General features: G+C 38.2%; 23 protein-coding genes. 1 reads left to right on the top strand and 22 read right to left on the bottom strand.

All coding sequences use genetic code 11. The features are described from left to right. The 15 genes from rplN to CRO54_RS14605 all read right to left on the bottom strand — a co-directional run bounded on the left by rplN (window position 1) and on the right by CRO54_RS14605 (window position 11,323). A complete protein-coding gene (gene rplN / locus CRO54_RS14675; RefSeq protein WP_041878524.1) occupies window positions 1–369 on the bottom strand; it encodes a 50S ribosomal protein L14 in 369 nt (122 codons plus the stop codon). A gap of 1 nt (window position 370) precedes the next feature. Beyond that, window positions 371–625, bottom strand: coding sequence for a 30S ribosomal protein S17 (gene rpsQ, locus CRO54_RS14670; RefSeq protein WP_097132824.1), 255 nt, complete (start codon window positions 623–625; stop codon window positions 371–373). A gap of 12 nt (window positions 626–637) precedes the next feature. Then, window positions 638–850: a 50S ribosomal protein L29 gene (rpmC, locus tag CRO54_RS14665; RefSeq protein WP_097132823.1), complete on the bottom strand. Its 213-nt coding sequence runs from the start codon at window positions 848–850 to the stop codon at window positions 638–640. A gap of 74 nt (window positions 851–924) precedes the next feature. Then, window positions 925–1,347 carry a 50S ribosomal protein L16 gene (rplP, locus tag CRO54_RS14660; RefSeq protein ID WP_097132822.1) on the bottom strand — a complete coding sequence of 141 codons (423 nt, stop codon included), beginning with the start codon at window positions 1,345–1,347 and terminating at the stop codon, window positions 925–927. Between the two features lie 34 nt (window positions 1,348–1,381). Continuing rightward, a complete protein-coding gene (rpsC, locus tag CRO54_RS14655) occupies window positions 1,382–2,224 on the bottom strand; it encodes a 30S ribosomal protein S3 (protein ID WP_097132821.1) in 843 nt (280 codons plus the stop codon). Between the two features lie 5 nt (window positions 2,225–2,229). After that, the gene (gene rplV, locus CRO54_RS14650) at window positions 2,230–2,592 is read right to left on the bottom strand and encodes a 50S ribosomal protein L22 (protein WP_097132820.1); all 363 of its coding nucleotides are present in this window, start codon (window positions 2,590–2,592) and stop codon (window positions 2,230–2,232) included. Window positions 2,593–2,599: 7 nt separating this feature from the next. Then, window positions 2,600–2,866 carry a 30S ribosomal protein S19 gene (rpsS, locus tag CRO54_RS14645; protein WP_097132819.1) on the bottom strand — a complete coding sequence of 89 codons (267 nt, stop codon included), beginning with the start codon at window positions 2,864–2,866 and terminating at the stop codon, window positions 2,600–2,602. Continuing rightward, window positions 2,866–3,690, bottom strand: coding sequence for a 50S ribosomal protein L2 (gene rplB, locus CRO54_RS14640; RefSeq protein ID WP_097132818.1), 825 nt, complete (start codon window positions 3,688–3,690; stop codon window positions 2,866–2,868). Before rplB ends, rpsS begins: the two co-directional genes overlap by 1 nt. A gap of 25 nt (window positions 3,691–3,715) precedes the next feature. Then, a complete protein-coding gene (gene rplW / locus CRO54_RS14635; protein WP_097132817.1) occupies window positions 3,716–4,006 on the bottom strand; it encodes a 50S ribosomal protein L23 in 291 nt (96 codons plus the stop codon). Window position 4,007: 1 nt separating this feature from the next. Next, window positions 4,008–4,637, bottom strand: coding sequence for a 50S ribosomal protein L4 (gene rplD / locus CRO54_RS14630; RefSeq protein WP_097132816.1), 630 nt, complete (start codon window positions 4,635–4,637; stop codon window positions 4,008–4,010). A 4-nt stretch (window positions 4,638–4,641) separates the two neighbouring features. Further along, on the bottom strand, window positions 4,642–5,259 hold the full coding sequence (rplC, locus tag CRO54_RS14625) for a 50S ribosomal protein L3 (RefSeq protein ID WP_097133104.1): 618 nt from the start codon (window positions 5,257–5,259) through the stop codon (window positions 4,642–4,644). 501 nt (window positions 5,260–5,760) lie between these two features. Next, on the bottom strand, window positions 5,761–6,150 hold the full coding sequence (locus CRO54_RS14620; RefSeq protein WP_097132815.1) for a DUF1634 domain-containing protein: 390 nt from the start codon (window positions 6,148–6,150) through the stop codon (window positions 5,761–5,763). Beyond that, window positions 6,150–6,986, bottom strand: a complete 837-nt coding sequence (locus tag CRO54_RS14615) for a sulfite exporter TauE/SafE family protein (protein ID WP_097132814.1) — start codon at window positions 6,984–6,986, stop codon at window positions 6,150–6,152. Before CRO54_RS14615 ends, CRO54_RS14620 begins: the two co-directional genes overlap by 1 nt. A 237-nt stretch (window positions 6,987–7,223) precedes the next feature. Then, window positions 7,224–9,776: an adenosylcobalamin-dependent ribonucleoside-diphosphate reductase gene (locus tag CRO54_RS14610; protein ID WP_097132813.1), complete on the bottom strand. Its 2,553-nt coding sequence runs from the start codon at window positions 9,774–9,776 to the stop codon at window positions 7,224–7,226. A gap of 290 nt (window positions 9,777–10,066) precedes the next feature. Then, window positions 10,067–11,323, bottom strand: a complete 1,257-nt coding sequence (locus tag CRO54_RS14605; RefSeq protein WP_097132812.1) for a prephenate dehydrogenase — start codon at window positions 11,321–11,323, stop codon at window positions 10,067–10,069. Window positions 11,324–11,480: 157 nt separating this feature from the next. Between CRO54_RS14605 and CRO54_RS14600 the strand changes: the two genes are divergently transcribed. Further along, window positions 11,481–12,155, top strand: coding sequence for a hypothetical protein (locus tag CRO54_RS14600; protein WP_097132811.1), 675 nt, complete (start codon window positions 11,481–11,483; stop codon window positions 12,153–12,155). Window positions 12,156–12,179: 24 nt separating this feature from the next. On the opposite strand, the gene CRO54_RS14595 is transcribed toward CRO54_RS14600, so the two are convergent. The 7 genes from CRO54_RS14595 to CRO54_RS14565 form a co-directional block, all read right to left on the bottom strand. Next, window positions 12,180–13,133, bottom strand: a complete 954-nt coding sequence (locus CRO54_RS14595; RefSeq protein ID WP_097132810.1) for a hypothetical protein — start codon at window positions 13,131–13,133, stop codon at window positions 12,180–12,182. A gap of 231 nt (window positions 13,134–13,364) precedes the next feature. Beyond that, window positions 13,365–14,927: a RagB/SusD family nutrient uptake outer membrane protein gene (locus CRO54_RS14590; protein WP_097132809.1), complete on the bottom strand. Its 1,563-nt coding sequence runs from the start codon at window positions 14,925–14,927 to the stop codon at window positions 13,365–13,367. 12 nt (window positions 14,928–14,939) lie between these two features. Then, window positions 14,940–18,296, bottom strand: a complete 3,357-nt coding sequence (locus CRO54_RS14585; protein ID WP_171047920.1) for a SusC/RagA family TonB-linked outer membrane protein — start codon at window positions 18,294–18,296, stop codon at window positions 14,940–14,942. A gap of 206 nt (window positions 18,297–18,502) precedes the next feature. Continuing rightward, window positions 18,503–19,684 (bottom strand): FecR family protein, encoded by a 1,182-nt coding sequence (locus CRO54_RS14580; protein ID WP_097132807.1) that lies wholly within the window; start codon window positions 19,682–19,684, stop codon window positions 18,503–18,505. 31 nt (window positions 19,685–19,715) lie between these two features. After that, a complete protein-coding gene (locus tag CRO54_RS14575) occupies window positions 19,716–21,953 on the bottom strand; it encodes a T9SS type A sorting domain-containing protein (RefSeq protein ID WP_097132806.1) in 2,238 nt (745 codons plus the stop codon). A 152-nt stretch (window positions 21,954–22,105) separates the two neighbouring features. Further along, window positions 22,106–22,699, bottom strand: a complete 594-nt coding sequence (locus CRO54_RS14570; RefSeq protein WP_097132805.1) for an RNA polymerase sigma factor — start codon at window positions 22,697–22,699, stop codon at window positions 22,106–22,108. Between the two features lie 220 nt (window positions 22,700–22,919). Beyond that, window positions 22,920–23,798 (bottom strand): PorP/SprF family type IX secretion system membrane protein, encoded by an 879-nt coding sequence (locus CRO54_RS14565; RefSeq protein WP_097132804.1) that lies wholly within the window; start codon window positions 23,796–23,798, stop codon window positions 22,920–22,922. Between the last annotated feature and the right edge of the window lie 29 nt (window positions 23,799–23,827).

Raw genomic sequence — 23,827 nt, 5'->3', positions numbered from 1 at the left:
TTATAATACCTCCGGTGCTAATGATACAATCTTCATGAATTGTTTTTCACGCAGTTCTCTCGCTACCGGGCCAAAGATACGTGTACCGCGTGGCTCGTCTTGAGCATTTAATAATACTGCTGCATTGTCGTCAAAACGGATATAAGAACCATCTTTACGACGGATTTCTTTTTTAGTTCTAACTACTACTGCTTTAGAAACAGTACCTTTTTTGATATTGCCTGAAGGCAAAGCACTTTTAACTGTTACTACAATTTTATCGCCAATTGATGCATAACGTTTACCAGTACCACCAAGTACACGGATAACCAATACTTGTTTTGCGCCGCTATTATCGGCTACGTTTAATCTTGATTCCTGTTGTACCATCTTATTTAGCTTTTTCTAAAATTTGTACCAATCTCCAGTTCTTGTTTTTACTCAACGGACGAGTTTCCATGATTTCTACAGTATCACCGATACCACACTCGTTTTTCTCGTCATGAGCCATAAATTTGGTAGTTGTTTTAACGAACTTACCATAGATTGGGTGCTTCACTTTACGCTCCACTGCAACTACAACAGATTTATCCATTTTGTTGCTCACTACCAACCCGATTCTTGTTTTTCTTAAATTTCTTTCCATTGGGCTCTAAAATTATTTAGTTTCTGTAGCTACTGCTGCATTTTTAACAGCAGACAATTCAGTGTTTAAACGGGCTATAGTTTTTCTAGCCGCAGTAATGCGGTTAGGATTTTCGATAGCCGAAATTGTATGCGCAAATTTCAACTTAACCAAGTTTTGTTTTTCTTCCGCAATCTTAGCTACTAATTCTTCTTGAGAAAGCCCTTTGATTTCTGAGTTTTTCATTTTATTTATTTTAATGAAGTGGGTCTAGCGGTTATAATAACAAGTTACTTACAACATTGATCCCACTTGGCTTTTTATGCTTCTACGTAATCTCTACGTACTACAAATTTTGTTTGAACAGGTAATTTCTGTGCAGCAAGTCTTAAAGCTTCTTTAGCAATTTCCATTGGTACACCTTCTGCTTCGAAAAGGATACGTCCTGGTCTTACTACTGCTACCCAATACTCAGGAGCACCTTTACCTTTACCCATACGTACCTCAGCTGGCTTTTTAGTTACCGGTTTATCCGGGAAAACTCTAATCCAAACCTGACCTTCACGTTTCATGTAACGAGTTACTGCGATACGGGCTGCTTCTATTTGGCGACTTGTGATCCAAGTTGCCTCTAAAGATTTAATCCCGAAAGAACCGAATGATAATTCAGCACCACGAGTTGCTAAACCTTTCATTCTGCCTTTTTGCATCTTTCTGAACTTCGTTCTTTTTGGCTGTAACATTTTATTTTAATATTATCGTTAAACGATCTGTTGACTATTTGCGTGGGCCTCTGTTAGCACCACCACCTCTGTTATCTCTTCCGCCTTGGCCTGGACCACCTGGACGATTTCCGCCACCGCGTTTATCGTTTCTTCTGTCGCCACCGCCTCTGTTATCTCTTCCGCCATCGCGACCGCCGAAGTTACCTTCTGGTCTGCCACCTTTACCAGGTGCGTTGTTTGCAGCGCCGATGTTTGGAGAAAGATCACGTTTGCCGTAAACCTCACCTTTACAGATCCATACTTTGATACCTATTTTACCATAAGTAGTTAAAGCTTCTGCTAAAGCGTAGTCAATATCAGCACGGAAAGTATGCAAAGGAATTCTTCCTTCTTTATACTGTTCGCTACGAGCCATCTCAGCACCACCTAAACGACCTGAAGTCATGATTTTGATACCTTCTGCACCCATACGCATGGTTGATGCGATAGATGATTTCATTGCTCTACGGAACGAGATTCTAGCTTCTAGTTGTTTTGCAACACCTTCTGCTACTAGTTGAGCATCTAACTCAGGGCGTTTAATCTCAAAGATGTTAATTTGAATTTCCTTTTTAGTCAATTTCTTTAACTCTTCTTTGATCTTATCAACCTCTTGTCCTGCTTTACCGATTACAATTCCTGGACGTGCTGTGTGGATAGTAACAGTGATACGTTTCAATGTACGCTCAATTACCACCTTAGAAACACCGCCTTTTGCAATACGAGCTGAAAGGTATTTTCTGATTTTTTGGTCTTCAACTAATTTATCAGCATAGTTGTTGCCTCCGAACCAATTAGAGTCCCATCCTCTGATGATCCCTAATCTGGCGCCTATTGGATTTGCTTTTTGTCCCATTTCTGTTAATTAGTTTTAGATTCAACGTTTATACTATCTACTACAATAGTTACGTGATTCGAACGTTTACGAATTCTGTAACCACGACCTTGAGGTGCTGGTCTTAATCTTTTTAACTGACGACCACCGCCAACCATAATCGACTTAACGACTAATTGACTTTCTTCAGGGCGAGAACCACTGTTTTTTTGCTCCCAGTTATTGATGGCTGACAATAAAAGTTTCTCAACTCTTTCAGCGGCATCTTTATTAGTGAACTTCAAAATGTGTAATGCTTTCTCAACACGCTCACCTCTGATAAGATCCACAACCAAACGCATCTTACGCGGTGAGGTTGGGCAATTGTTTAATTTCGCTACTGCTTCCATCTTTTAATTATTTTTTCTTTTCAGAGTGACCTCTAAAGGTTCTAGTTGGAGCGAACTCCCCTAGCTTGTGGCCAACCATGTTTTCTGTTACGTATACTGGTATAAATTTATTGCCATTGTGCACAGCAAATGTGTGACCAACGAAATCTGGTGAGATCATTGATCTACGAGACCAAGTTTTGATTACAGTCCTTTTGCCTGAATCATTCATAGAGTTTACTTTTTTCTCTACGTTATGGTCAATATAAGGTCCTTTTTTTATCGAACGAGCCATTATTTCTTCCTTTTCTCTATGATGAAACGATTTGAGTATTTTTTCTTAGAACGAGTTTTGAAGCCTTTAGCTAAAACGCCGTTTCTTGAACGAGGGTGACCACCTGATGATCTACCTTCACCACCACCCATTGGGTGATCTACTGGGTTCATTGCTACTGGACGTGTACGAGGACGACGACCAACCCAACGAGCACGACCTGCTTTACCCAATACTTCGTTTGCATGATCAGAGTTAGATACTGCACCAATTGTAGCTAAACAAGTTACTAAGATAGATCTTACTTCACCTGATGGCATTTTAACTGTTGCATATTTACCATCTCTAGCAGCTAATTGTGCATAAGCACCAGCACTACGTGCTAATTGAGCTCCTTTACCTGGTTGAATTTCCAAGTTATGGATGATAGATCCCAAAGGAATTTTTGCTAACGTTAAAGTGTTACCTACTTCTGGAGTAGCGTTTTCACCCGAAAGCACAGTTTGTCCTACTTGCAACCCTTCAGGTGCAATAATGTAGCGCTTCTCTCCGTCTGCGTAGTGCAATAACGCAATACGTGCAGTACGGTTCGGATCGTATTCAACAGTTGCTACTGTTGCAGGAATATCAAATTTATCACGTTTAAAATCGATTAAACGGTAAGATTTTTTGTGACCACCACCAATGTAGCGCATAGTCATCTTTCCTGTATTGTTACGACCTCCTGATTTTTTAGAAGATACAACCAATGATTTTTCGGGCTTGGTTGCTGTAATCTCCGTAAAACTAGCACCAACTCTAAAGCGGGTACCCGGAGTGACTGGTTTAAATTTTCTTAAGCCCATAGTTATAAATTATTCAATTTTGATATTAAATATTCGCGTAATAATCTATTGTTTCGCCATCTTTCAATGTAACAATAGCTTTTTTGTATTTAGGGCTACGGCCAGTTACTAAACCTGCTTTAGTATTTCTAGATTTTGCCTTACCTTGAACAACCATTGTGTTTAGGGCTACGATGTTAACACCGTACATCTGCTCAATAGCTGATTTAATCTGCAACTTGTTAGCTCTATGATCTACTCTGAAAGTAAAACGGTTAGATTTTTCAGTTAATGCAGATGCTTTTTCGGTTAAAATTGGTCTTTGTAAAATTTCCATATTACTTGGCAAATGCCTCCTCCAATGTTTTAAGCGAATTAGCAGTTAACAAAAGTTTACCAGCGTTTAATACATCATAAGTATTTAAATCGCCTGCGGTAATTACTTTAGCTTTCTGGATATTTCTGCTTGATAAATAAATATTGTTGTTTTGCTCTGGTAACACTAACAAAGTTTTTTCACCTGTTAAATTTAATGCGTTAACCAAATTGATATAGTTTTTAGTTTTGATGCTATCAAAGCTGAAATCTTCTAAAACTACGATGCTGTTATCTTGTGCTTTATAAGCCAAAGCTGATTTACGAGCTAGTGATTTTAGTTTTTTGTTCAATTTAAAACTATAGTCTCTTGGTTGAGGACCAAAAACACGACCACCACCATTGAACAATGGAGATTTAATGCTTCCGGCACGTGCACCACCAGTACCTTTTTGTTTGTATAATTTACGGGTAGAACCAGCAATTTCGTTACGTTGCTTAGATTTGTGAGTACCTTGACGTTGGTTAGCCAAATACTGTTTTACATCTAAGTAAATTGCGTGATCGTTTGGTGTAACACCAAATACCGACTCAGGAAGTTGCACCTTGGCACCTGTCTCTTTTCCTGAAATGTTTACTACTTTAACTTCCATCTGCTTACTTATCTAAGATTACGTAAGAACCTTTAGCTCCTGGAATGGAACCACTAACTACCACTAGGTTTTGCTCAGCGTAAACTTTCAATACTTGTAAGTTTTGAACTTTCACTCTATCACCTCCTGTTCTACCAGCCATACGCATTCCTTTGAATACACGTGAAGGCCAAGAAGAAGCTCCTAATGAACCTGGTGCACGCATTCTGTTATGCTGACCGTGGGTTTGACCACCAACACCTGCGAAACCATGACGTTTCACAACACCTTGGAAACCTTTACCTTTTGAAGTTCCAACAACATCAACATAGTCACCTTCTGAGAAGATGTCTACAGTAATAGTGTCGCCTAAGTTTAAAGCATTTTCAAACTCAGAGAACTCAACAAGCTTACGTTTTGGGGTAGTGTTTGCTTTTGCGTAATGACCTTTTAAAGGTTGCGTTACGTTTTTCTCTTTAGCTTCATCATATCCTAGCTGAATAGATGAATAACCGTCGATTTCTTCGGTTTTAACTTGTGTAACTACACAAGGCCCAGCTTCGATTACAGTACAAGGAATGTTTCTTCCTTCTGCATCGAAAATACTGGTCATTCCTACTTTTTTTCCAATAATTCCTGACATTTCTTTAATTAAGTTAACACCCATCGAAGCAGTAGGGCTTCGTTCAAGGTGGATATACAATCCCCGTTAAGGGACGGCAAAGATAGGCAAGAATTATTAATTTTCAAATAGTTAGCTAAAAAATTTTTAAGGTTTTATTAATTAAGATTAGAGATGGCGAAAAGCCGATGATTCTTAGAGCACCCAAAAACAATGAACAAACACAATAAACTGAATAATAAGCAATTATATTATTCTCTTTTATTTCCCTAATCGTGTTTTCACCCTAATCAGTCGAATTTCCATTTTATGCAGCAAAGAGCTCGATTATTGGTGATTTTATTGCCAGCAAACTTAAGTCAAGTTCATTCTTATTTGAGAAGAAAGTACATGCTCTTAAAAATTACTATGCAAGCATAACTTAGTACACTACTAGTACTCTATCCCTACTTTAACCCTACCTTTGACCTACTTGAGCCATACTACTGCCCAACTGATAAAATATTAATTTTATAGTTTAGCTTAATGCGCAAAACCACCACTTAAGCTCACCATAATAATAGATAGAACAATAAGCCCTATTAATACATATAAGTAATCCTTTTCGACGAAGAAACTTATTACAGCCATCAAGACCCTTGCAATTGGCGTGAAAATCAGCATCAATAAGCCAAACTGAACAACTGCAGCGCCTTTAAAAGTTAACACCTCAGAAAAAATGGCTTCTACTGTTTTTAATGAAACTTTATTGAAATCAAAAACTGCATAATCTATTTTCTCTGCAGAATGATCTAACAAATAGATGATTCCTCCCAGCACTACAATAGCCATAGAGAGGTACACGCCAGCTCTTAAGAGGTTACCCACTAAGCTTTGAATATCTTTATCAGTTATATTTTTAGTTTGTTCCATTAAAAACCTCCCGACAATCCTTTATATATCATTTGTACTGCCAATATGGTTACCACCACCGCAAATACAATTTTTAACTTATCTGTTTTAGCTCTTACTAGAACCTTTGCGCCAACAGTAGCGCCAATCAATACACCGATACAAACCGGCATTGCAATACCTGGATCTATTTGTCCGCGGTGAAGGTACACTACAGCACTCGCCGCAGCGGTAACTCCCATCATGAAATTACTGGTAGTTGTAGAGACCTTGAAAGGCAAACGCATGATATTGTCCATTGCGATTACTTTTAAGGCTCCACTGCCAATACCGAGCAAACCAGACAAAGTACCAGCGAACAACATCATGAAAAATCCGCCAGCTACATTTTTAACTGCATAAGGGGTTTCCACCCCCTTAACTGGATAAGAACCATTTAGCTTGAAAAACCTAGCCCCTTTACTGGTATATTCTAAAGTAGAGTGATCTACTTTTTTCTTCAAAGTCATTAAAGAAGAGAAGATAAGGATGCAACCAAATATCACAGCGACATAACCTGCATTTAGATAAACGGCAATTACCGCCCCTAGAATTGCGCCAACCGTGGTTGCTATTTCTAAAAACATCCCGATACGCATGTTGGTTAGCCCCTCTTTTACATAAGCAGCAGCCGAACCGGTAGATGTTGCAATCACAGAAATGATGGAAGCACCGATGGCATAATGGATATCAACCCCTAAACCCAACGTAAGTAAAGGAATAATGATTACGCCGCCACCTAAGCCTGTAAGTGAGCCCAAGAACCCAGCTAAAAAAGCGCCAACAAGTACAATTAATGTAAATACTAATACCGACATGGCGGCAAATATAAGGCACACCCATTGGCTTTATGCAATAAAAAAGCAATAAAAGAATGTCTATGGGGTACTTAGAATTTATAGTTTATACTGGTTTTTCAAATGATTGGATGGTCTGTTTTTTTTCGATTCTATTTCACTTGTCGTCATTGCGAAGTGCCTAGAAAGACTTACGAAGTCTTTGAGACTTCGTAAGTCTGAACGTTTTAGAAATGACTAACAAGTATAGCAATCGTACTATCCACACTTAGACGAACCGCAATCACTACAAGTTAAGCAGCCCTCTTGGTAGTGCAGATTAGTAGAATTACAGTTGCTGCACTTAGCTTTACCCACTTCCGTTCCATCTGGAATATATCTTTTCAAAGCTCTTGCTACACCATTTTTCCAAGTATTGATGGCTTCATCCAATTGTAGACTGCCAATTAGCTCTACTACTTTTTCAATTGGCATGCCGTGGCGAAGTGTACTTGAAATCAGCTTTGCATAATTCCAATACTCTGGGTTAAACTTATGCGACAAGCCTTCGATAGTTGTTTTGTAACCTCTTTGGTTTTTAAATTGGAAATCATATCTGGTAGCACCATCAGCCTCTTTATTTTTGATGATGGCACCACGGTTAAGCCAGCGAGGAATAGAAATTCCATCCTCATCATCTGCCAGACCAGTAAAAATTTCGTAAGGTCTTTCATCTACTAAACCGATAAAAGCAATCCATTTCTCTTTGTTATTTTGAAAACGAACAATATCTGCTTCCAATACCTGCGGACGAATAGTAGGGAAAGAAGCTACTTCCTCGGTCTGAACCTCTTCTTTTTTCTTATCATCTATAGCGATTAACACTCCCGAACGAGAACCATCGCGATATACAGTTACGCCTTTACATCCAGCTTTCCATGCCGCCATGTACAATTTGCCAACCAATTCCTCAGAAACATCATTAGGCATATTAATAGTTACGCTGATAGAATGGTCTACCCATTTCTGGATTTCGCCCTGCATCCTTACTTTCTCCAAATAATCTACATCGTTAGAAGTGGCCTTGTAGTAAGGGGATTGTTCGATTAGTGCGTTCAGCTCTTCTTGGCTATAGTTATAATTTGTGTCGTGACCGTTTATAGTCATCCAATCTTTAAATTTGTGATGGAACACGATGTACTCTTCCCATGAATCGCCAACCTCATCCACAAAATCAACCCTTGCCTCTTTATCATTAGGGTTCACTTTTCTACGACGTTTGTAAACTGGCATAAATACCGGTTCTACACCAGAGGTAGTCTGAGACATTAAGCTGGTAGTGCCGGTTGGAGCAATAGTTAATAATGCAATATTTCTACGTCCGTACTCAGTCATATCATAGTACAATTGCGCATCGGCCTCTTTTAACCTCAGCATGAACGGATTTGCCTTCTCCCTATCTGCATCGTAAATCGCGAAGGCACCTCTTTCTTTAGCCATATCAACCGATGAACGATAAGCCGCCAAAGCTAATTTCTTATGTACTTCGATTGAAAATGCGGAACCTTCTTTTGTTCCGTAGCGCAAACCTAAAGCAGCCAACATATCGCCTTCGGCAGTGATGCCAACACCAGTACGCCTTCCTTCTTCCGCTTTTTTACGAATATTTAGCCATAAACTTTGCTCTGTTCTTTTGATTTCTTCCTCTTCCGGGTCTTGAGCTATCTTCTCCAAAATGGTATCGATTTTTTCCAACTCAAGATCAATAATATCATCCATCATTCTTTGCGCTAAAATGGCATGCTTCCTGAAAAGTTCCCAATTGAATGAGGCTTTAGCGGTGAAAGGATTCTCTACGTAAGAATATAAGTTGATAGCCAATAAACGACAAGAATCGTAAGGGCACAACGGAATCTCGCCACAAGGGTTCGTAGAAACCGTTTCGTAACCTAAATCGGCGTAACAATCTGGCAACGATTCCCTGATAATGGTATCCCAAAACAAAATACCAGGCTCTGCAGAACGCCACGCATTGTGAACTATTTTTTTCCAAAGGGAATTGGCATCAGTTTCTTTAGAAAACACAGGATTATTTCCTTTTACAGGATATTGCTGAATAAACGGCACACCTTCCTCCACAGACTTCATAAATTCATCGTTGATACGAACAGAAACATTGGCGCCGGTTACTTTGCCTTGCTCTAATTTTGCATCGATGAAATCTTCGGCATCAGGATGTTTGATAGAAACCGACAACATCAAAGCTCCCCTACGACCATCTTGCGCAACTTCGCGGGTAGAATTTGAAAAACGCTCCATGAAAGGCACAATCCCTGTGGAGGTTAAGGCAGAATTTTTTACCGCAGAACCTTTTGGACGGATATGCGACAAATCGTGACCAACTCCACCCCTACGTTTCATCAATTGCACCTGCTCTTGGTCTATCTTCATTATCCCACCATAAGAATCAGAATCTCCACTATTACCGATTACAAAGCAATTGGAAAGAGAGGCGATTTGGAAAGGGTTTCCAATACCCGTCATTGGACTACCTTGCGGGATGATGTATTTAAAATCTTTGATTAACTCGAAAATTTCAGTTTCAGTTAATGGATTAGGATACTTCTGCTCTATTCTAGCTATTTCAGACGAGATACGTTTATGCATATCATTAGGATCCAGTTCATACAAAACTCCCGATGAGTCTTTTAGCGCATACTTGTTTACCCAAACTCTGGCGGCTAAATCATCTCCTTTAAAATATTGAAGTGCAGCGGCATAAGCCTCTTCTTGCGTGTAAGTAACGGACTGCTGAGCAGTAAGTTTTTCCATAATCTAAGTGTTAATACGTGTAATACAAACCTACAAAAAATCACAACTTAAAAATTATAGAAATAAAAAAGTTTACAAAAAATAATAATCAAAATACTGAATATAAACACTTTAATGTATTTTAAAATTAAAAAAGTTTGCAAAAAATTATTTTTAAATGATACAATCATCAACACAGATACGACATAACTGTTCTTAATTTTTGATTTAATTTCAAAAGAGATTGCTTCGCAAAGCTCGCAATGACGTGCTATTTATATTAGCAGATGAATTGGGGAGCTCAAGTGCTTTCAATCTATTAATTTGGATATCATTTCTGTACTTAGTGTTCTTGCCTTTTCCAAACGACCATCAAAGAAAGATTTTGCCGCTTCGAAATGCGCCTTATAACCTTTCATATCTCCATAACCTATGATAGAGGCCCATTCGTGAACTGCAGTGTGAAATTCCAAATCATCTTTTCGAATACTTTTGTCAAAAAGAGCTGCCTGGATAGTTTCTTCTAATAACTCTTCGTTTTTAAAAAGATATTCGGCGATACCCAGACGCAAGCGAAATGGAGGTGTTTGGCAAATTAAGTTATCATAAGGATTTACACCCATTGCATGCCAAGCGCAAACCATACTTAATATACTGAGGTGAGAATTTGGTTTCCTATTGTGTGCTTTATCAGCCATGCTGAACGCATCCATTACTTCGCTATTTAACAAAAGCGGCTTATCATCATTACTAAACACGAAATCTTTTGCACCATCAATCTTGGCTCTAAAGGCTTTTTCATTTTCTGCAATCATTAATGCAAAGAGCTCACTTTCTGTTTTTGCATATTCCCTCACTTGCTTTTGAGCGTAAGGATTTAAAATTGCCAAGCCAGCATAAATGTGAGATTTATAACTAAAAATACGCAAAGTAGTCAACACTTTCACGTTATCAATACCGCCAGCGTAAACGGGATTATCCCAAGGGTAAAAACCGGCATTTTTCCATGCCGAGCCCATGCTTTCAAAGCCCATGTGGGTTACCGCTTGTGTATCAGCCACAATTTGGTCATGCTGTTGGTAGCTATCCATTTCAATGATATTTGAACCCAAAGCTTTGTAAACCTCTAAAGCTTTTTGATAGATTTCATCTGTAGCTCTATGGCGAATAACCACTAAGGTCTGTCCTTCGGTGCTAAACCCAGGGCCATGCAGAGAATGACTGGTTACAATGTTTGCATCTGCTGGCAGATATTTTTCAAAGGCTGCAATTTCTGGATGCTTAACCGAAGTTTGTCCAGCAACGATGGCTCCGTACTTTGTGGATTTTGCAAATTGAGATACTACTGCATCAATTTTTTCCGCCTCTACGCAATAGATGATGAAATCTGATTTTCGAGAAACTTCGTGTCCGTCTGGCAATACTTCTATATACTGACAAGAAAGCTCGTTTTTAAGCTCTTCCAATTGATGAAAAACATCTGTACCACACACTTTGTAGCCATTTTTGGCAAAAGCAAGCGCATAAAGCTTGCCCATATCCCCTAATCCAATTATTCCAATATGCATTTTACGAAATTAAAGCTGCCCAATGATAAAAAAAATGAGCATAATCAATTGATTTTTTGATTAAACATCCTAACTTGAGCAGAATTAGCGAACATCACACAATTACTTAAAACAATAATTCTTTACTTATACTGTTTTAGTATAAATGATTATAATTATGAGACAAACATTACTCTCTTTTACTAGCATTTTATTTTTTAGTATTCTAACAGGAACTTCTTTTGCCCAAACGCTTAATACTGCGCAAAAACCTATTACCAATGTGCCAACTACCACTAGGACTTGGCAACGAGATACCGTTAAAAATACCGACCCAAGTTTAAATGGTCAATATAAGTTTATGCTGTCTCGTACCCGTACATCGGCTGATGGCTATAAAATGGTTGCGGGCTATCGTCTAGACCAACTCTGGAAAAGCGTTGGGGATACCCTGAAAAAGGAGAGAGCTGAGCGAAAAAGTCTTCAACAGAAACTAACCGAACAAGAAAAGACAGTTAGCTATTTAAAAACTGAAATCTCTGGAAAGGATGCATCACTAACGGAGAACACGAATAAGGTAAACGAAATTAGATTTTTGGGTATTCCTTTTGAAAAGGGAACATATAACATTATTGTTTGGAGCGTAATTGGCGTTTTAGCGATTGCTTTAATCGTTGTGATTGCAAGATCTGGAAAAAGCATTAGCGAAGCTAAGCACCGTACCCAATTATACAACGAGGTTGCCGATGAATATCAGGCTTACAAAGCTAAATCAGTGGAAAAAGAGCGCAAATTAGCTAGAGAGCTGCAAGATGAACGTAATAAATTAGATGAATTAAACGGAAGGCGATAGAAATATCTACCGCCTAACGCTGATTTATTTACCTATAAACAAACCGTAGTGAGTTTGCATGTATTTGATGATCGCATCTGCTACCTTAGGCGCTGAGGCAGTTCTCAGAGCAGCATTATCTCTAAAACCAGGTCCTGGGGTTTCCAATTGTATTGCAGATACTTTACCCGATACTTTTGAACCATAAGTAAGCGTACAATAGCCTCCATTAAAATAGGGGTCACTATTTGGTTTTGGGTCTTGTTTGCTTGGCACGGCCTTTACACCTTCGTTTGCTAACAAAGTTCCAAAAGCATAATCTCCTCTAATTAGCTGAGAAAAAGAATAAGGCGAAGTGGTGGAAATGTTATAGATACTAGAAGCTGTAGCTTTATTATTCAATAAATCGTCAGTTCCGTTTAGGTCGGATATAGCTGTAAGATAACCAACTTCGATCCTATCTTTATCATGACCGTGACCATGCATATCTAAAAACAAGCCTTTGCCTACGTTCTTTTCTACCATTTCTTTTGCACCTTTCAAAAACTCATGATACTCTCTCCAAAGTGCATTGGCAGCTTCACTTTTATGGTAGGTTTCTGCTAGCGCCCGATTGGGCTCCATTCTGGCCCTTTCTACGTAATTGATGACGATATGAGGACGAAGCCCCGTTTTTGCATACAATGCGGCGGCAACTTTCTCAGTTACATCCGTTAAGTAGAGATCTCTAACTACCACAGCATCGGTGTGTGTTCTTACTGGCATATCTTCGGGCTTTTCTGTCCCATCATGGGGCGATGCCAAAATAATGGGCGAATTTAAGTCTCCTGTTACCAGTTTTACTAAATTCCCTTTTCCATAGTAAGTTGTATTTGGTTTATATTCTACTACAGGTTGAGGCTCTTCTTTTTTTCCTTCATCCGTACCCGAATTACTCTTTTTACAAGCTGTAGCAGTTAGCAGCAAGCTAGCCAAAATCCATAAATTAATTCGTTTCATCTTCAAAATCTATTAAGTGAAATTTTAGTTTGATGTATTTCATCAAGCAAGTATATTAATAGCCAATAGCGCTAAAATAATCAGCAACAATAAAACTATTTTTCTCATGGCTTTTATTTGCGGATAACCAGATACATGTCGTCCTTTTTAGAAAATCAATTGAATAGGATGACTGTGAGGAACAATTTCATGCTCCTACAGTCAAACATATCTAACTAACTTATATAATGCTTATAGTGGATTTTGCTCCATCAGCGGGTTCGCCTGCAACTCCCTTCTAGGAAGTAAAAACTGCCATCGCTTGTCTGAAGCTATCAAATTTGAATTAACGCCAACATTTGCTAAAGTAGCGGTATGACCAGTAGCGGTTGGTCTGCTAAGCGCAACATTTTGCCTTTTTAAATCAAGAAATCGAAATCCTTCGCCCCACAGTTCTGCCCTTCGTTGTACCATGATCAAACTTTTCTGATCCGTTAAAATGCCTGTGAGGTTAGTTGGACGTACAAAGTTAGGATCTCTATTCTTAGCCAACAATTCTAAAATATCCATCGCTTCTACATCAAGTCCTTGCCTAGCCTTTGCTTCGGCAGCAATTAAGTACATTTCGGCTACCCTCATGTAAGGAATATCGCCGGCACTAATTGCAGGATCGGAAACCACAAACTTTTTGTGCATATATCTTGCCCTTGTTTGAGATGAAGCCGGCTGTCCAGTAGACGCATCTATCAATCCTGGGAAATTAACGTAATCATTTACATCATTACAAAACAGTTTCTTCCTAACATCTGTGTTGCTTATGAGATTGTACAACTCAATGTTTATTTTCTTAGGATTTGATCTTGTATGTGATGAATTAAAATTGGAAGACATGTAAGCATAGAAAGATCCGTAAGCTGGTATCTGATCTGGCAGCTGGTGAGCACCCCACATCCATTCTGAATTTTTCATGTCTGAGAAACCATCTAAGTAAGATGTATTAGACATTAATTGATAGCCTTGCATTGCATCCATAGCGTATTTAGCTGCATCTACCCAATTCTGCTGAGTAAGCGCTACCCTAGCTTTGATACCTTGAGCTACGCTTTTATCAATATGGGTTCTGTAGATACCACGAGCAGGTGCTCCATCCAACAGTTTGATAGCTTCATCTAAATCTTTATTCACCTGAATATAAACTTGTTCTACCGTAGCTCTAGGATGAGGATCCAAAGAGTACTTAGTCACTATTGGAACACCTAACTCAACTCGTGGAGAATTCAATCCCGTTGGATCATTATTGAGTAAATCAGCATCGTACCTTTTTCCAAATAATTGTACGAGCATAAAATGCGCCCAACCTCTAATAGCTAAACATTCGCCTACAATTGGATTCTTTTGAGCCGGGGTAATTCCTGGTACACGATCAATCCCTTCTAGAATAATATTCGCATTGGCAATGATCCTGTAATATAATCGATAAGAAAAATAAGGCAAATCATTTAGCTCTATCCTATGGTCGGTCCATCTGTAAGCGCCTTTAAAGTAAACTGTACCAGCTGCCGTATGTACAATGTCCTCGCCCATAAAATCCATTACAATCATCATGGCTGGATGACCGTCTTGCTCCTGATCAGAGTACTGCATATACATTGCACGATAAACACCGTTTAGCGCAACTTTCACGTTATTAACACTGTCGAATATCTTATCAGCATCAATTTGATCAGAAGGCGTGGTATCTAAATAGCTTTTTTTACAAGAACCTAGTGTCAGTAAAAATATAAACACAGGTAAAATTGATAAATATTTTTTCATGATTGACAATTTCTATAATGTGATATTTAAACCAAAACTTATAATACGTGAAGGAGCGTAAGTATACTCAGCATCTCCAGTGTAAGTTTGAGTTGGATCCATACCTTTTCTTGCTGATGTGATAAACAAATTTTCACCATTAACATAAGCCTTTGCATTTGTTAGCTTTAATTTAGATAAGAACCTTTTAGGGAAACTATAGGTTAAAGCAACCGTACGAAGGTTCAGATAATCCGACTTTGTTATCCACTGATCTGTGTCTGATATGGTTCCTGTTGTGGTAATCCTTGGAATGCTGGTTACGTCTCCAGCATTTTGCCAGCGTTTTAGCATATCTGCGTGTAGCGCCCTGCCATTGGTTGCACTTCCACCTCTAAACATTAGCGAGCGATAATCTGTATCGAAAGTATTTCCTCCTACTTGATAAATAAACATGGTTTGTAACGACCAATTTTTGTAAGTGAAGGTGTTATTTACGCTACCAAAGAAATCTGGAATAGCACTTCCTGAATTTTGATAGACAGCATTACCACTTGATGTAACATAGGTTTGTCCATTGTAAATTTCCTTTGCGGCTGAAGCAAGTATATCAGGTCCTGGAGTATACAGGCTACTTCCTGTTTCAGGATTAACCATAACCCAATCTCTTAACCAAAATTCGTAAAGAGACTTGCCAACTTCATATTTCTTCGTTCCACTTACCCTATTTTGATAAGAATCTGGTAGCGATAAAATCTTATTCTCGATGGTGCTCCAATTCACATCAACATTCCATCTGAAGTTTTTTGTTTTGATTGGCACACCATTTAACTGTACCTCTATTCCACGGTTACGCATACTGCCGAAGTTATCGTTGTAGGTAAGCAAACCAGAAGTAAGCGGTATTGTGACTGCAAAAAGTAAGTTGCTAGATTGACGGTTGAAAGCTTCGAATGTTCCTCCGATACGATTTTTCAAAGCAGAGAATTCAATTGCGACATCGGCATTTTGATTAGTCTCCCATACCAAGTCTGGGTTACCTGCCTGTATCAATATCGCTCCTCCTTCTGTTCCGTTATTGTAGCCTAAGTCATATAAACGCTTATAAGTAAAGTAATTTCCGGTACGGTCATTTCCCACTTCTCCATAAGAAGCTCTCAATTTCAACATATCTATCCATTTTACTTTAAAAAATGGCTCTTTATCTATGTTGTACGCTCCACTCAAAGACCAAAAGTTACCCCATCTGCTTTTTGGAGAAAATCTGGAACTACCATCTCTTCTAAACGAGGCAGAGAACAAATATCTGCTTCTGTAACTGTAATCTAGCTTTGATAAATAACCTTCCGTTTTATAATATCTATCGTTAGACCCCAGAGCCGTAGTAGTAGTCATGTTGTCTAAAACGGTTAAGCCCGAAATACCTTCACTTCTTCTAGACCCCGATAAATAATCATAATAATTAGAATAATTTTCATGTCCTACTAGCACACTAATTTTATGTCTATTAATCGTTTTATTCCAAGTTAGCAATTGATTGAAGTTAATAAAGGTAGATAAGGTATTGGTACGAGTAGTTCTTCCAGCACCAACCGCGTCTCCCATTACGCTGTTGTCATAAATGTTATTTCTGAAACCGTTCATGGTCACACTCAGACTAGAACTAAACTTAAAGTCTTTCCAAAATTTAGCTTCCATATTAGCTACACCATTTAAAGAATTTCTTCTCACCTGATTGGTGTTATACAAAGTTTCGTACACCACATTTCTGCCAGTAAATAATGGACGGTAATCCCCTGGGTCATAAATCTTGTTTCCGTTACCATCTAGTAAATACGCACCAGTAACAGGGTCATGCTTAAAAACTGGATAAATTGGCGCCAATATCAAGTCGATATAGAATGGGTTTTCATTGATACCGCTACTCTCGTTTGCCTGTTCTGATTTAGAATAGGTACCAAAAATATTCAGACCAAATTTCAACCATTCTCTTGGAGTCGAATTCACTCTTAATCTGCCCGAAAAACGTTTAAAATCAGAGCCAATCACATAACCGTTTTCATCTAAATAATTTAATGAAACGTAGTGGTCAGTTTTTGCAGAGCCACCGCTAAGCGTAAGAGACATATCGGTTCGCATACCCACTCTTTGCAGTTCTTCTCTAAAACGAACATCATCTGGATAAAGCAGCTTTGCATTTGGATTAATTTGTCCGTTTTGCAACACAATTTCATCATCGGCTACATTAAAAGGGTTCCATCCGACGTAACCTTTTAAGTCTGCTGTTGCTGCCGCTGGTGTTCCAGAACTTCCATTTCTTAGCGCTTCCCACACCACCGGAAAATATTGATAAGCGTCTAACGTTTCGTAATTAGGCAAGCCTCTTTCTGAAAAAGCTTGAGTAAGCTTGGCACTGATGGTAGTTTTACCGCTGCTGTTTCCTTTTTTTGTAGTGATTAAAACTACTCCATTTGCAGCTCTAGCACCATAAAGTGCCGTAGCAGAAGCATCTTTGAGAATAGAGATATTATCGATATCTTCTGGATTGATGTTACTTATCTCACCTTCGTACGGTGCGCCATCCAAAACATACAACGGGGCATTATCGCCAGTTACCGAGCCAAAACCTCTAACTCTAATCTCTGGACCTGCACCAGGCTGCCCACTACCCGCCGTGGTTTGCACACCAGGCGAAGCACCCACAATAGCCGAATTTAAATTACTAATTGGGCGTTGCTCTATGTCTTTTGCAGAAATTTTAGTTACAGAATTGGTCAGTTCATTTCGAGTAGTGGTTCCAAAAGCAACTACAACTTCTTCTAGTTGTTTGCTGTCTCTCAATAAACTTAATTCGTACTTAGTTAAGGCTGTTAGCGTTAATTCTTTGGTTACAAAACCGATGTAAGAAAACACCAAAACTTTATCATTGGCGCCTACATTAATCGTAAACAGACCTTCCGCATTAGAAATAGCACCAACTTGGGCACCCTTTACACGAATTGATACACCGTACAAAGGACTTCCATCTTCTGCGTCAGTAATTTTACCAGTAATTACCCTATTCTGTTGCGCACCAGATGGCCTGTTGGTAACAACAGCAGCCGGTTTCAGTGAAATGATTTTATCTTCGATGGTGTAGCTCAAAGACAAATCTTTTAATACCGAAGTTAATACTACATCAAGAGGTGTGTTTGAAAAATTGGCAGAAACCTTTCTTCCATCCGCTACCTCTTTACTGTTGTAAATAAAATAGTAGCCGGTTTGCGACCTCAATTCCTTGAATACATCTTTTAAGGTTATGTTTTCCTTTTTGATACTTACATTTTGGCCACGCGTACTGGCACTTACATGTAAGCTAAAGACAAACACAATTACGGCAATGATTTTCATAACCAGTAAAGTTTTTTTAAATAGTTGTTTTGGTTTAGTCGAAAAATCGTCACTAAAAATAGCACACGACAATCTACAATGTATTTTTTCTTTCATACATTTGTATATAAGGGTTTTGAATAAATAGTCTTCTAGTTTATTATTTCATTTGAGCCTTGCTTGCTTTTCTCGGTTGCCGCCGAGAAGAGCTTTTTGCCCTTTGTTGCTTACTTCGTCATCTTCTTTTTCTCACAGGTTATTACATTATTTTCTATACCAAAAACTACATCTCCAGTAAGTTCTAAGGTTTTTAAAACTTTGGATACATTTGTATTGCGAGGAATAACGCCAGTGAAGGAGATATCCGGCTTTTCGCCTTCGAACTTGACTTTTACGTCGTACCATCGTACCAATTCTTTCATTACTTCATCGATATCGGTATTATTAAATACGAAGAGGTCATTTTTCCAAGCCATCACTTCTTCTATATTGGCTTCCAGTTGTTTGGTTTCTCTGTTATTCTCGGTGTACAAGATTTGTCTGCCAGGCTTCAGAATTTCTGAATGTCCATTTTTAGTGAACTGGACAGACCCTTCTAACAAGGTTAACTCAGAACGATATTCGTCTGGATAGGCCATCACATTAAAATGAGTACCCAACACCTTAATTTCTGAGCTACCATTAACGACATAGAACGGTCGATTTTTATCTTTTTCAATCTCAAAATATGCCTCTCCTTTAATTTCTACCTTTCTATGGTCTTTGCCAAATGCCGCAGGAAATTTAATTGATGAAGATGCATTCAACCAAACTTTACTGCCATCAGATAATACTACACTAAATTTTCCTCCAGCAGGTGTAGAAAGGACATTGATTTTTTGCAAATCATCTTCCAGATTTCCTTTTACCAAATAAACTATCTGTCCGTTAGCATCTCTTTCTATTGATATGTCGCCTTGCGTAGCCAGTTGTTTTGCAGCGTTATTTTCTAATACAATCTGTGAACCATCTGCCAAGGTCAGTATCGCTTTTTCTTTACCTGGCGAAACATCATTTTTGTAAGCCAATGGCGATACCTTATCTTTTTCTGTACCTAGGTATAAAAAGGTGACACTCGCTAAAACAACTACCGCTGCCGCTGCTGCATATTTCCATATCGCTATGCGTTTATTGCCACCCGACTTTTTTGGGTTAGTGATGTTTTCGTACATTCCATCCCAATCTATTTCGTGTACAAACGCATCAGATTGCACTTTTTTGTTATGCTCATCCATAAAAGCGAGCACTTGCTCTTTCGTTTCCGGATTTCGGATATAAACAAACAATTCTGCATACTCCTCTTCGGTAATACTTTTGTCTATATACTTTTGAAAAAGTTCTGCTAATCTGTTATTTGTTCCTAGTGTCATCTGATGCGTTGGTTTGTTTATTGTCGTTAATTTATTTCACGACCAATAATGTTTGCTTTTCTGCGTTTGGCTTTCCTTTGTTTATCCACAAGATATAAGTTCCAGTGGGTATGTCGGCTAATTCTAGTTTTACACCTTCATATGCAGCCGATTGAGCGTAATTATTGGTCAATATGTTTTTCCCTGTCAAAGATATTAGATTTAGGGATACAATACTTTCTTGAGAGTTCGACTTTACTTTAACATAAGAGCGAGCTGGATTTGGGTATACAGCTGTTTTTTCCACATTCAAATCGAAACTCACCGCATCTACACCTAAAATTTTCGAAGTGCCGTCTTTGTCAAATTGAGTTAAACGATAGTAGTTAACGCCTGCTAACGGAGTATAATCTGTAACTGAATAGGTTAAGGGAGAACTGCTATCACCTGCACCCACAACTTCCTTAAAGAAAGTAAAATCTTTAGCAGAAGAAGCTCTTTCTACTACAAATTTCTGGTTATTTTGCTCGCTTTCGGTCGTCCATTTCAATACTGATGTTGGGCCTTTTTTAACTACATCGTATGATTTTAAGGTTACGGGTAATGTCCCTTGAAACTCGTAAGCACCAAGATCTACTGTACCATGCGTAATTCGAGCATTGCCAGCCAAATCTGTTGTAATGCCAGAAGGAATTAAAGCATTATCTCCTTTTTGTGTTGCAGCACCTTCTATTAATTGCAAGAAATTGGGATCTGTTGAAGTTGTGCTTGCAAAAAGTTCTGTTGGAGAAGCATTGGAGATATTACCAATCAAGTTGGTGCCATTATTTGTACGGGTTAGTTGAAATAAGTTATTCTTGTAAGTACCTGCGGCCAACAAAGGAGACCTAGTATCATCTCCATTTCCTTCTGCACTGTTACTATTAAAAATATTATTGTAAAACTCCAATGTTACAAAGCTACCACTGTTATAATAAGCTACGGCACCACCAACTCCACCTGCGTTAGCTAAATTGCCATAGAAAGTATTACTCATTAATTTTAAAATCGTACTCGTATTAATAGAGCCTGCATATATAGCTCCACCTCCAGATCCACCAGATTGATTTTGTGCAAATGCTGAATTAACAACATTCAATTCTCCTGTTGCCGCATACAATGCGCCGCCACTACCAACTGTCGCTATATTGCCCTTAAATATCGAATTTAAAACTTCTAATTTACCCGTATATGTTGTTGTTCCGCTTGAAAAATAAATAGCTCCATAGTTACCTGACGCCACATTATCTTGAAAAGAGGTGTTAGTAATGGAAGAAGTGAGCGCAGCATGTAATAAATAAATAGCACTGCCACTTCCAGTTGATTTATTTTCTTTAAACGTAGAGGTAGTGATATTAGTTACACCAGCAGCATTGATTGCACCACCAGATGTGGCTTCATTTGCATTAAATGTAGATCCGCTTATAGTTAATGTAGTAGATGCGCTATTTGAAAAAATAGCCCCACCCTCATTACCAGTAGCTTTATTTCTTATGAAGGATGAGTTGGAAATAATGGCCCTTGGCGTGCTTGTACCCCTTAATATATATATCGCTCCACCATCAGCTCCTGCTGTATTATCCTGAAAGCTTACATTATCAAATAAAATACTTTCTGTATCTCCAGCGTTTATGGAGATATGTGCATAAACGGCACCTCCGAAGTTAGCCGATGCATTATTTGAAATTATCAGGTTACGAAACTCTATTCTTTTTGAAGAGCCTAAGCCTCTTAAATTAATAGCACCACCTTGATTTCTATTTAAAGCAGAGCCAGCAGTTAAACTGCCTGTGCCATTCGCATTTCCTGCAGTGACGGAAAAACCATCAAGAATTGCCTTTTGCGGACCAACATCATCTACACGAGCTGTTACTACATGATACGCATTATCTGACTTATCGCCTAATGTTCCTAAATCTCCGCTTAAAACCGTCACATTATTTACAAAATCTCTACTGCCATCGATAGTGCTATAACCTCCTAAAACTTTTACACCAGTTCTCAATATAAAGGCTTTATCTCTGTTATCTGCACTTGAAGCAATAAACGAAGATGGATAATATGTACCTGCGGCAACCCTAATTTCATCTCCTGAAGCTGAAGCGTCAATCATGCCCTGCAAATTCGACGACGCATTGGCCCAACCTCCAGTGCCTGTACCAGAACCTGTTGGTGTAACATAGCGTGTGGTTTGCGCAAAAAGTGAATGAGAGCTTAATGCAATTAGAATTAAAAAGTAAAGTTTTCTCATAAATTGTTGGTTTAGGTTTGTCGTTGTCTTATATAGACTGCCTAGGCTAAGCAACGGACCGCCCCAACGTTAACTTTTTTTAAAAAAATTGCTGGAAGTAGAAAAACAGCTTTTAAATGAGAAAATTCTCAATATTAAAAGCATTTGAGGATTTAGAAAATAGATTTCAAAAGCACTAATAAGGAAACAATAATATTGTGCTTAGAGATGTGATATTTTAGGTGTTTAAGAACCTCCACAATTACATTTTTAACACGGCTTTTAGAAAGTCCAACTGCCTGAGCAATTTCTTCGTGGCTCATATGTTGTTGACGGCTCATATTAAAAATCTCTTGCTTTTGTAGCGAAAGTGTTTGTAGCACCTTATTGATTAAAAAAACACTCTCTTTAAGATTTATCTGGTCATCTATATTATTGAGAGAAATAGAAGTATTTACCCAAGCATTACTGATGGTCTTTTCGGTTCTGCTCACCTTCGCCAAATAATCGTAGGTTTTATTACGTGCTATAGTGTAAATGTAATTTCGAGGATGGTCTATACTGAGCAGTTTTTCTCGGTTTTGCCAGATCACCAAAAAAGTTTCCTGCACTATTTCTTCGGCATCAGCTTTACTATGAACGAATGAATCAACAAAAGCCAATATCCTGCCTCTATAGAGACAAAACATTTTGTTAAATGCCAAAGAATTTCCATCAGAAATCTCCTTCAACAATAGCTTTTCTGCTGTTAAATCGTACAGTGCCATTAAAATAAATTGGGCCAACAAGCGCTTGAGAGAAGCGAGCTAGCTAGTTTGTGGTTTAGGTTTATTAAAATTAACATTCCTAACTGGTTATCCAAATAATTTTAACAATTTTTTATTTCAACATACTATAAAAAAGGAAAAAGCAGGAAATTTTTAATATCCTGCTTTAACTATTTCAGTAAAAGTAAAAAAGCTTCTCTTCAGAAGACTTTAGAGCGCACTATTTAGATAGATTAACCTTTATACCTAACTCTACCGCACCATAAGTATATCTTTTAAGATTACTATTGATGGGTAACGAATAAGTTGCTTGCATTTGATATTTTTTCATCAAATTAAATCCCATACCGAAAGACATGCTATTACTGCTGTGATAAAATGCCAACAAATTAAACTTATCTTCTGCAAATTGGGCATTTACACCCACATCAATTACATTATCATAACCATCAATACCTCTGTACAAAACTTTGGGAGTTAATTTTACTGGTCCATCTAATACTTGATAAGCAGCAGAAAAATAAAATGTGCTATAATTATAACCATCACTTACGTTTTCTGAATAAATGATGTTGCGTAGGTTAGGGGCTACAGCGCTTAAACTTAACTTTTCATCTGAATAGTAAGCACCCAAGTCTCCATCAAAAACATAGTCATCATATTGTGCTGGTAATACATCGCCATCTTCGCCAATAATATCATTAGTATTAATTTTCAAAGTTGAAATTCCCGCAGAAAGTCCAAATCTCAGATTTCCAGTTTTTGAGGTTTGTACATTATAAGCATAAGATGCGCCGAATCTATTTACATTTAGCAAACCATCTTTATCTGTATTAACAAAAACTCCGAAGCCATTTTTCCCCATTCCATAATCTAAAGTAATGGTATTGCCGACTGTTTGTCCATTGCTACCTGTTAGATTATTTTTGTAAGAAAGCCCAACGTTTAAGCCCTGTATTTTGCCTGCTACCGCTGGGTTATATAAATATTCATTCAAATAGTACATAGACATTGGCGGGCTAACCTGGGCCTTAGTTGCTGTAGTAACAAAAAATAGCAAGGTTAAGAAGTATATGTAGTTGATGTAGTTTCTTTTCATTGTTGTTCGGTTAAACAAATTTTGTTTTT

The sequence above is a fragment of the Pedobacter xixiisoli genome, assembly GCF_900215335.1.
Taxonomy (GTDB): domain Bacteria; phylum Bacteroidota; class Bacteroidia; order Sphingobacteriales; family Sphingobacteriaceae; genus Pedobacter; species Pedobacter xixiisoli.
This window is presented reverse-complemented; position numbering and strand designations above follow the sequence as displayed.

Coding starts and splice junctions, on each gene's coding strand:
- CRO54_RS14595 (WP_097132810.1), bottom strand. CDS start 13,133: ATGAAACGAATTAATTTATGGATTTTGGCTAGCTTGCTGCTAACTGCT.
- CRO54_RS14610 (WP_097132813.1), bottom strand. CDS start 9,776: ATGGAAAAACTTACTGCTCAGCAGTCCGTTACTTACACGCAAGAAGAG.
- CRO54_RS14565 (WP_097132804.1), bottom strand. CDS start 23,798: ATGAAAAGAAACTACATCAACTACATATACTTCTTAACCTTGCTATTT.
- rpsC (WP_097132821.1), bottom strand. CDS start 2,224: ATGGGACAAAAAGCAAATCCAATAGGCGCCAGATTAGGGATCATCAGA.
- CRO54_RS14600 (WP_097132811.1), top strand. CDS start 11,481: ATGAGACAAACATTACTCTCTTTTACTAGCATTTTATTTTTTAGTATT.
- CRO54_RS14580 (WP_097132807.1), bottom strand. CDS start 19,684: ATGACACTAGGAACAAATAACAGATTAGCAGAACTTTTTCAAAAGTAT.
- rplB (WP_097132818.1), bottom strand. CDS start 3,690: ATGGGCTTAAGAAAATTTAAACCAGTCACTCCGGGTACCCGCTTTAGA.
- CRO54_RS14585 (WP_171047920.1), bottom strand. CDS start 18,296: ATGAAAATCATTGCCGTAATTGTGTTTGTCTTTAGCTTACATGTAAGT.
- rplC (WP_097133104.1), bottom strand. CDS start 5,259: ATGTCAGGAATTATTGGAAAAAAAGTAGGAATGACCAGTATTTTCGAT.
- CRO54_RS14620 (WP_097132815.1), bottom strand. CDS start 6,150: ATGGAACAAACTAAAAATATAACTGATAAAGATATTCAAAGCTTAGTG.
- rplN (WP_041878524.1), bottom strand. CDS start 369: ATGGTACAACAGGAATCAAGATTAAACGTAGCCGATAATAGCGGCGCA.
- CRO54_RS14590 (WP_097132809.1), bottom strand. CDS start 14,927: ATGAAAAAATATTTATCAATTTTACCTGTGTTTATATTTTTACTGACA.
- rpmC (WP_097132823.1), bottom strand. CDS start 850: ATGAAAAACTCAGAAATCAAAGGGCTTTCTCAAGAAGAATTAGTAGCT.
- rplD (WP_097132816.1), bottom strand. CDS start 4,637: ATGGAAGTTAAAGTAGTAAACATTTCAGGAAAAGAGACAGGTGCCAAG.
- rplP (WP_097132822.1), bottom strand. CDS start 1,347: ATGTTACAGCCAAAAAGAACGAAGTTCAGAAAGATGCAAAAAGGCAGA.
- rpsQ (WP_097132824.1), bottom strand. CDS start 625: ATGGAAAGAAATTTAAGAAAAACAAGAATCGGGTTGGTAGTGAGCAAC.
- CRO54_RS14575 (WP_097132806.1), bottom strand. CDS start 21,953: ATGAGAAAACTTTACTTTTTAATTCTAATTGCATTAAGCTCTCATTCA.
- CRO54_RS14570 (WP_097132805.1), bottom strand. CDS start 22,699: ATGGCACTGTACGATTTAACAGCAGAAAAGCTATTGTTGAAGGAGATT.
- rplW (WP_097132817.1), bottom strand. CDS start 4,006: ATGGAAATTTTACAAAGACCAATTTTAACCGAAAAAGCATCTGCATTA.
- rpsS (WP_097132819.1), bottom strand. CDS start 2,866: ATGGCTCGTTCGATAAAAAAAGGACCTTATATTGACCATAACGTAGAG.
- CRO54_RS14615 (WP_097132814.1), bottom strand. CDS start 6,986: ATGTCGGTATTAGTATTTACATTAATTGTACTTGTTGGCGCTTTTTTA.
- CRO54_RS14605 (WP_097132812.1), bottom strand. CDS start 11,323: ATGCATATTGGAATAATTGGATTAGGGGATATGGGCAAGCTTTATGCG.
- rplV (WP_097132820.1), bottom strand. CDS start 2,592: ATGGAAGCAGTAGCGAAATTAAACAATTGCCCAACCTCACCGCGTAAG.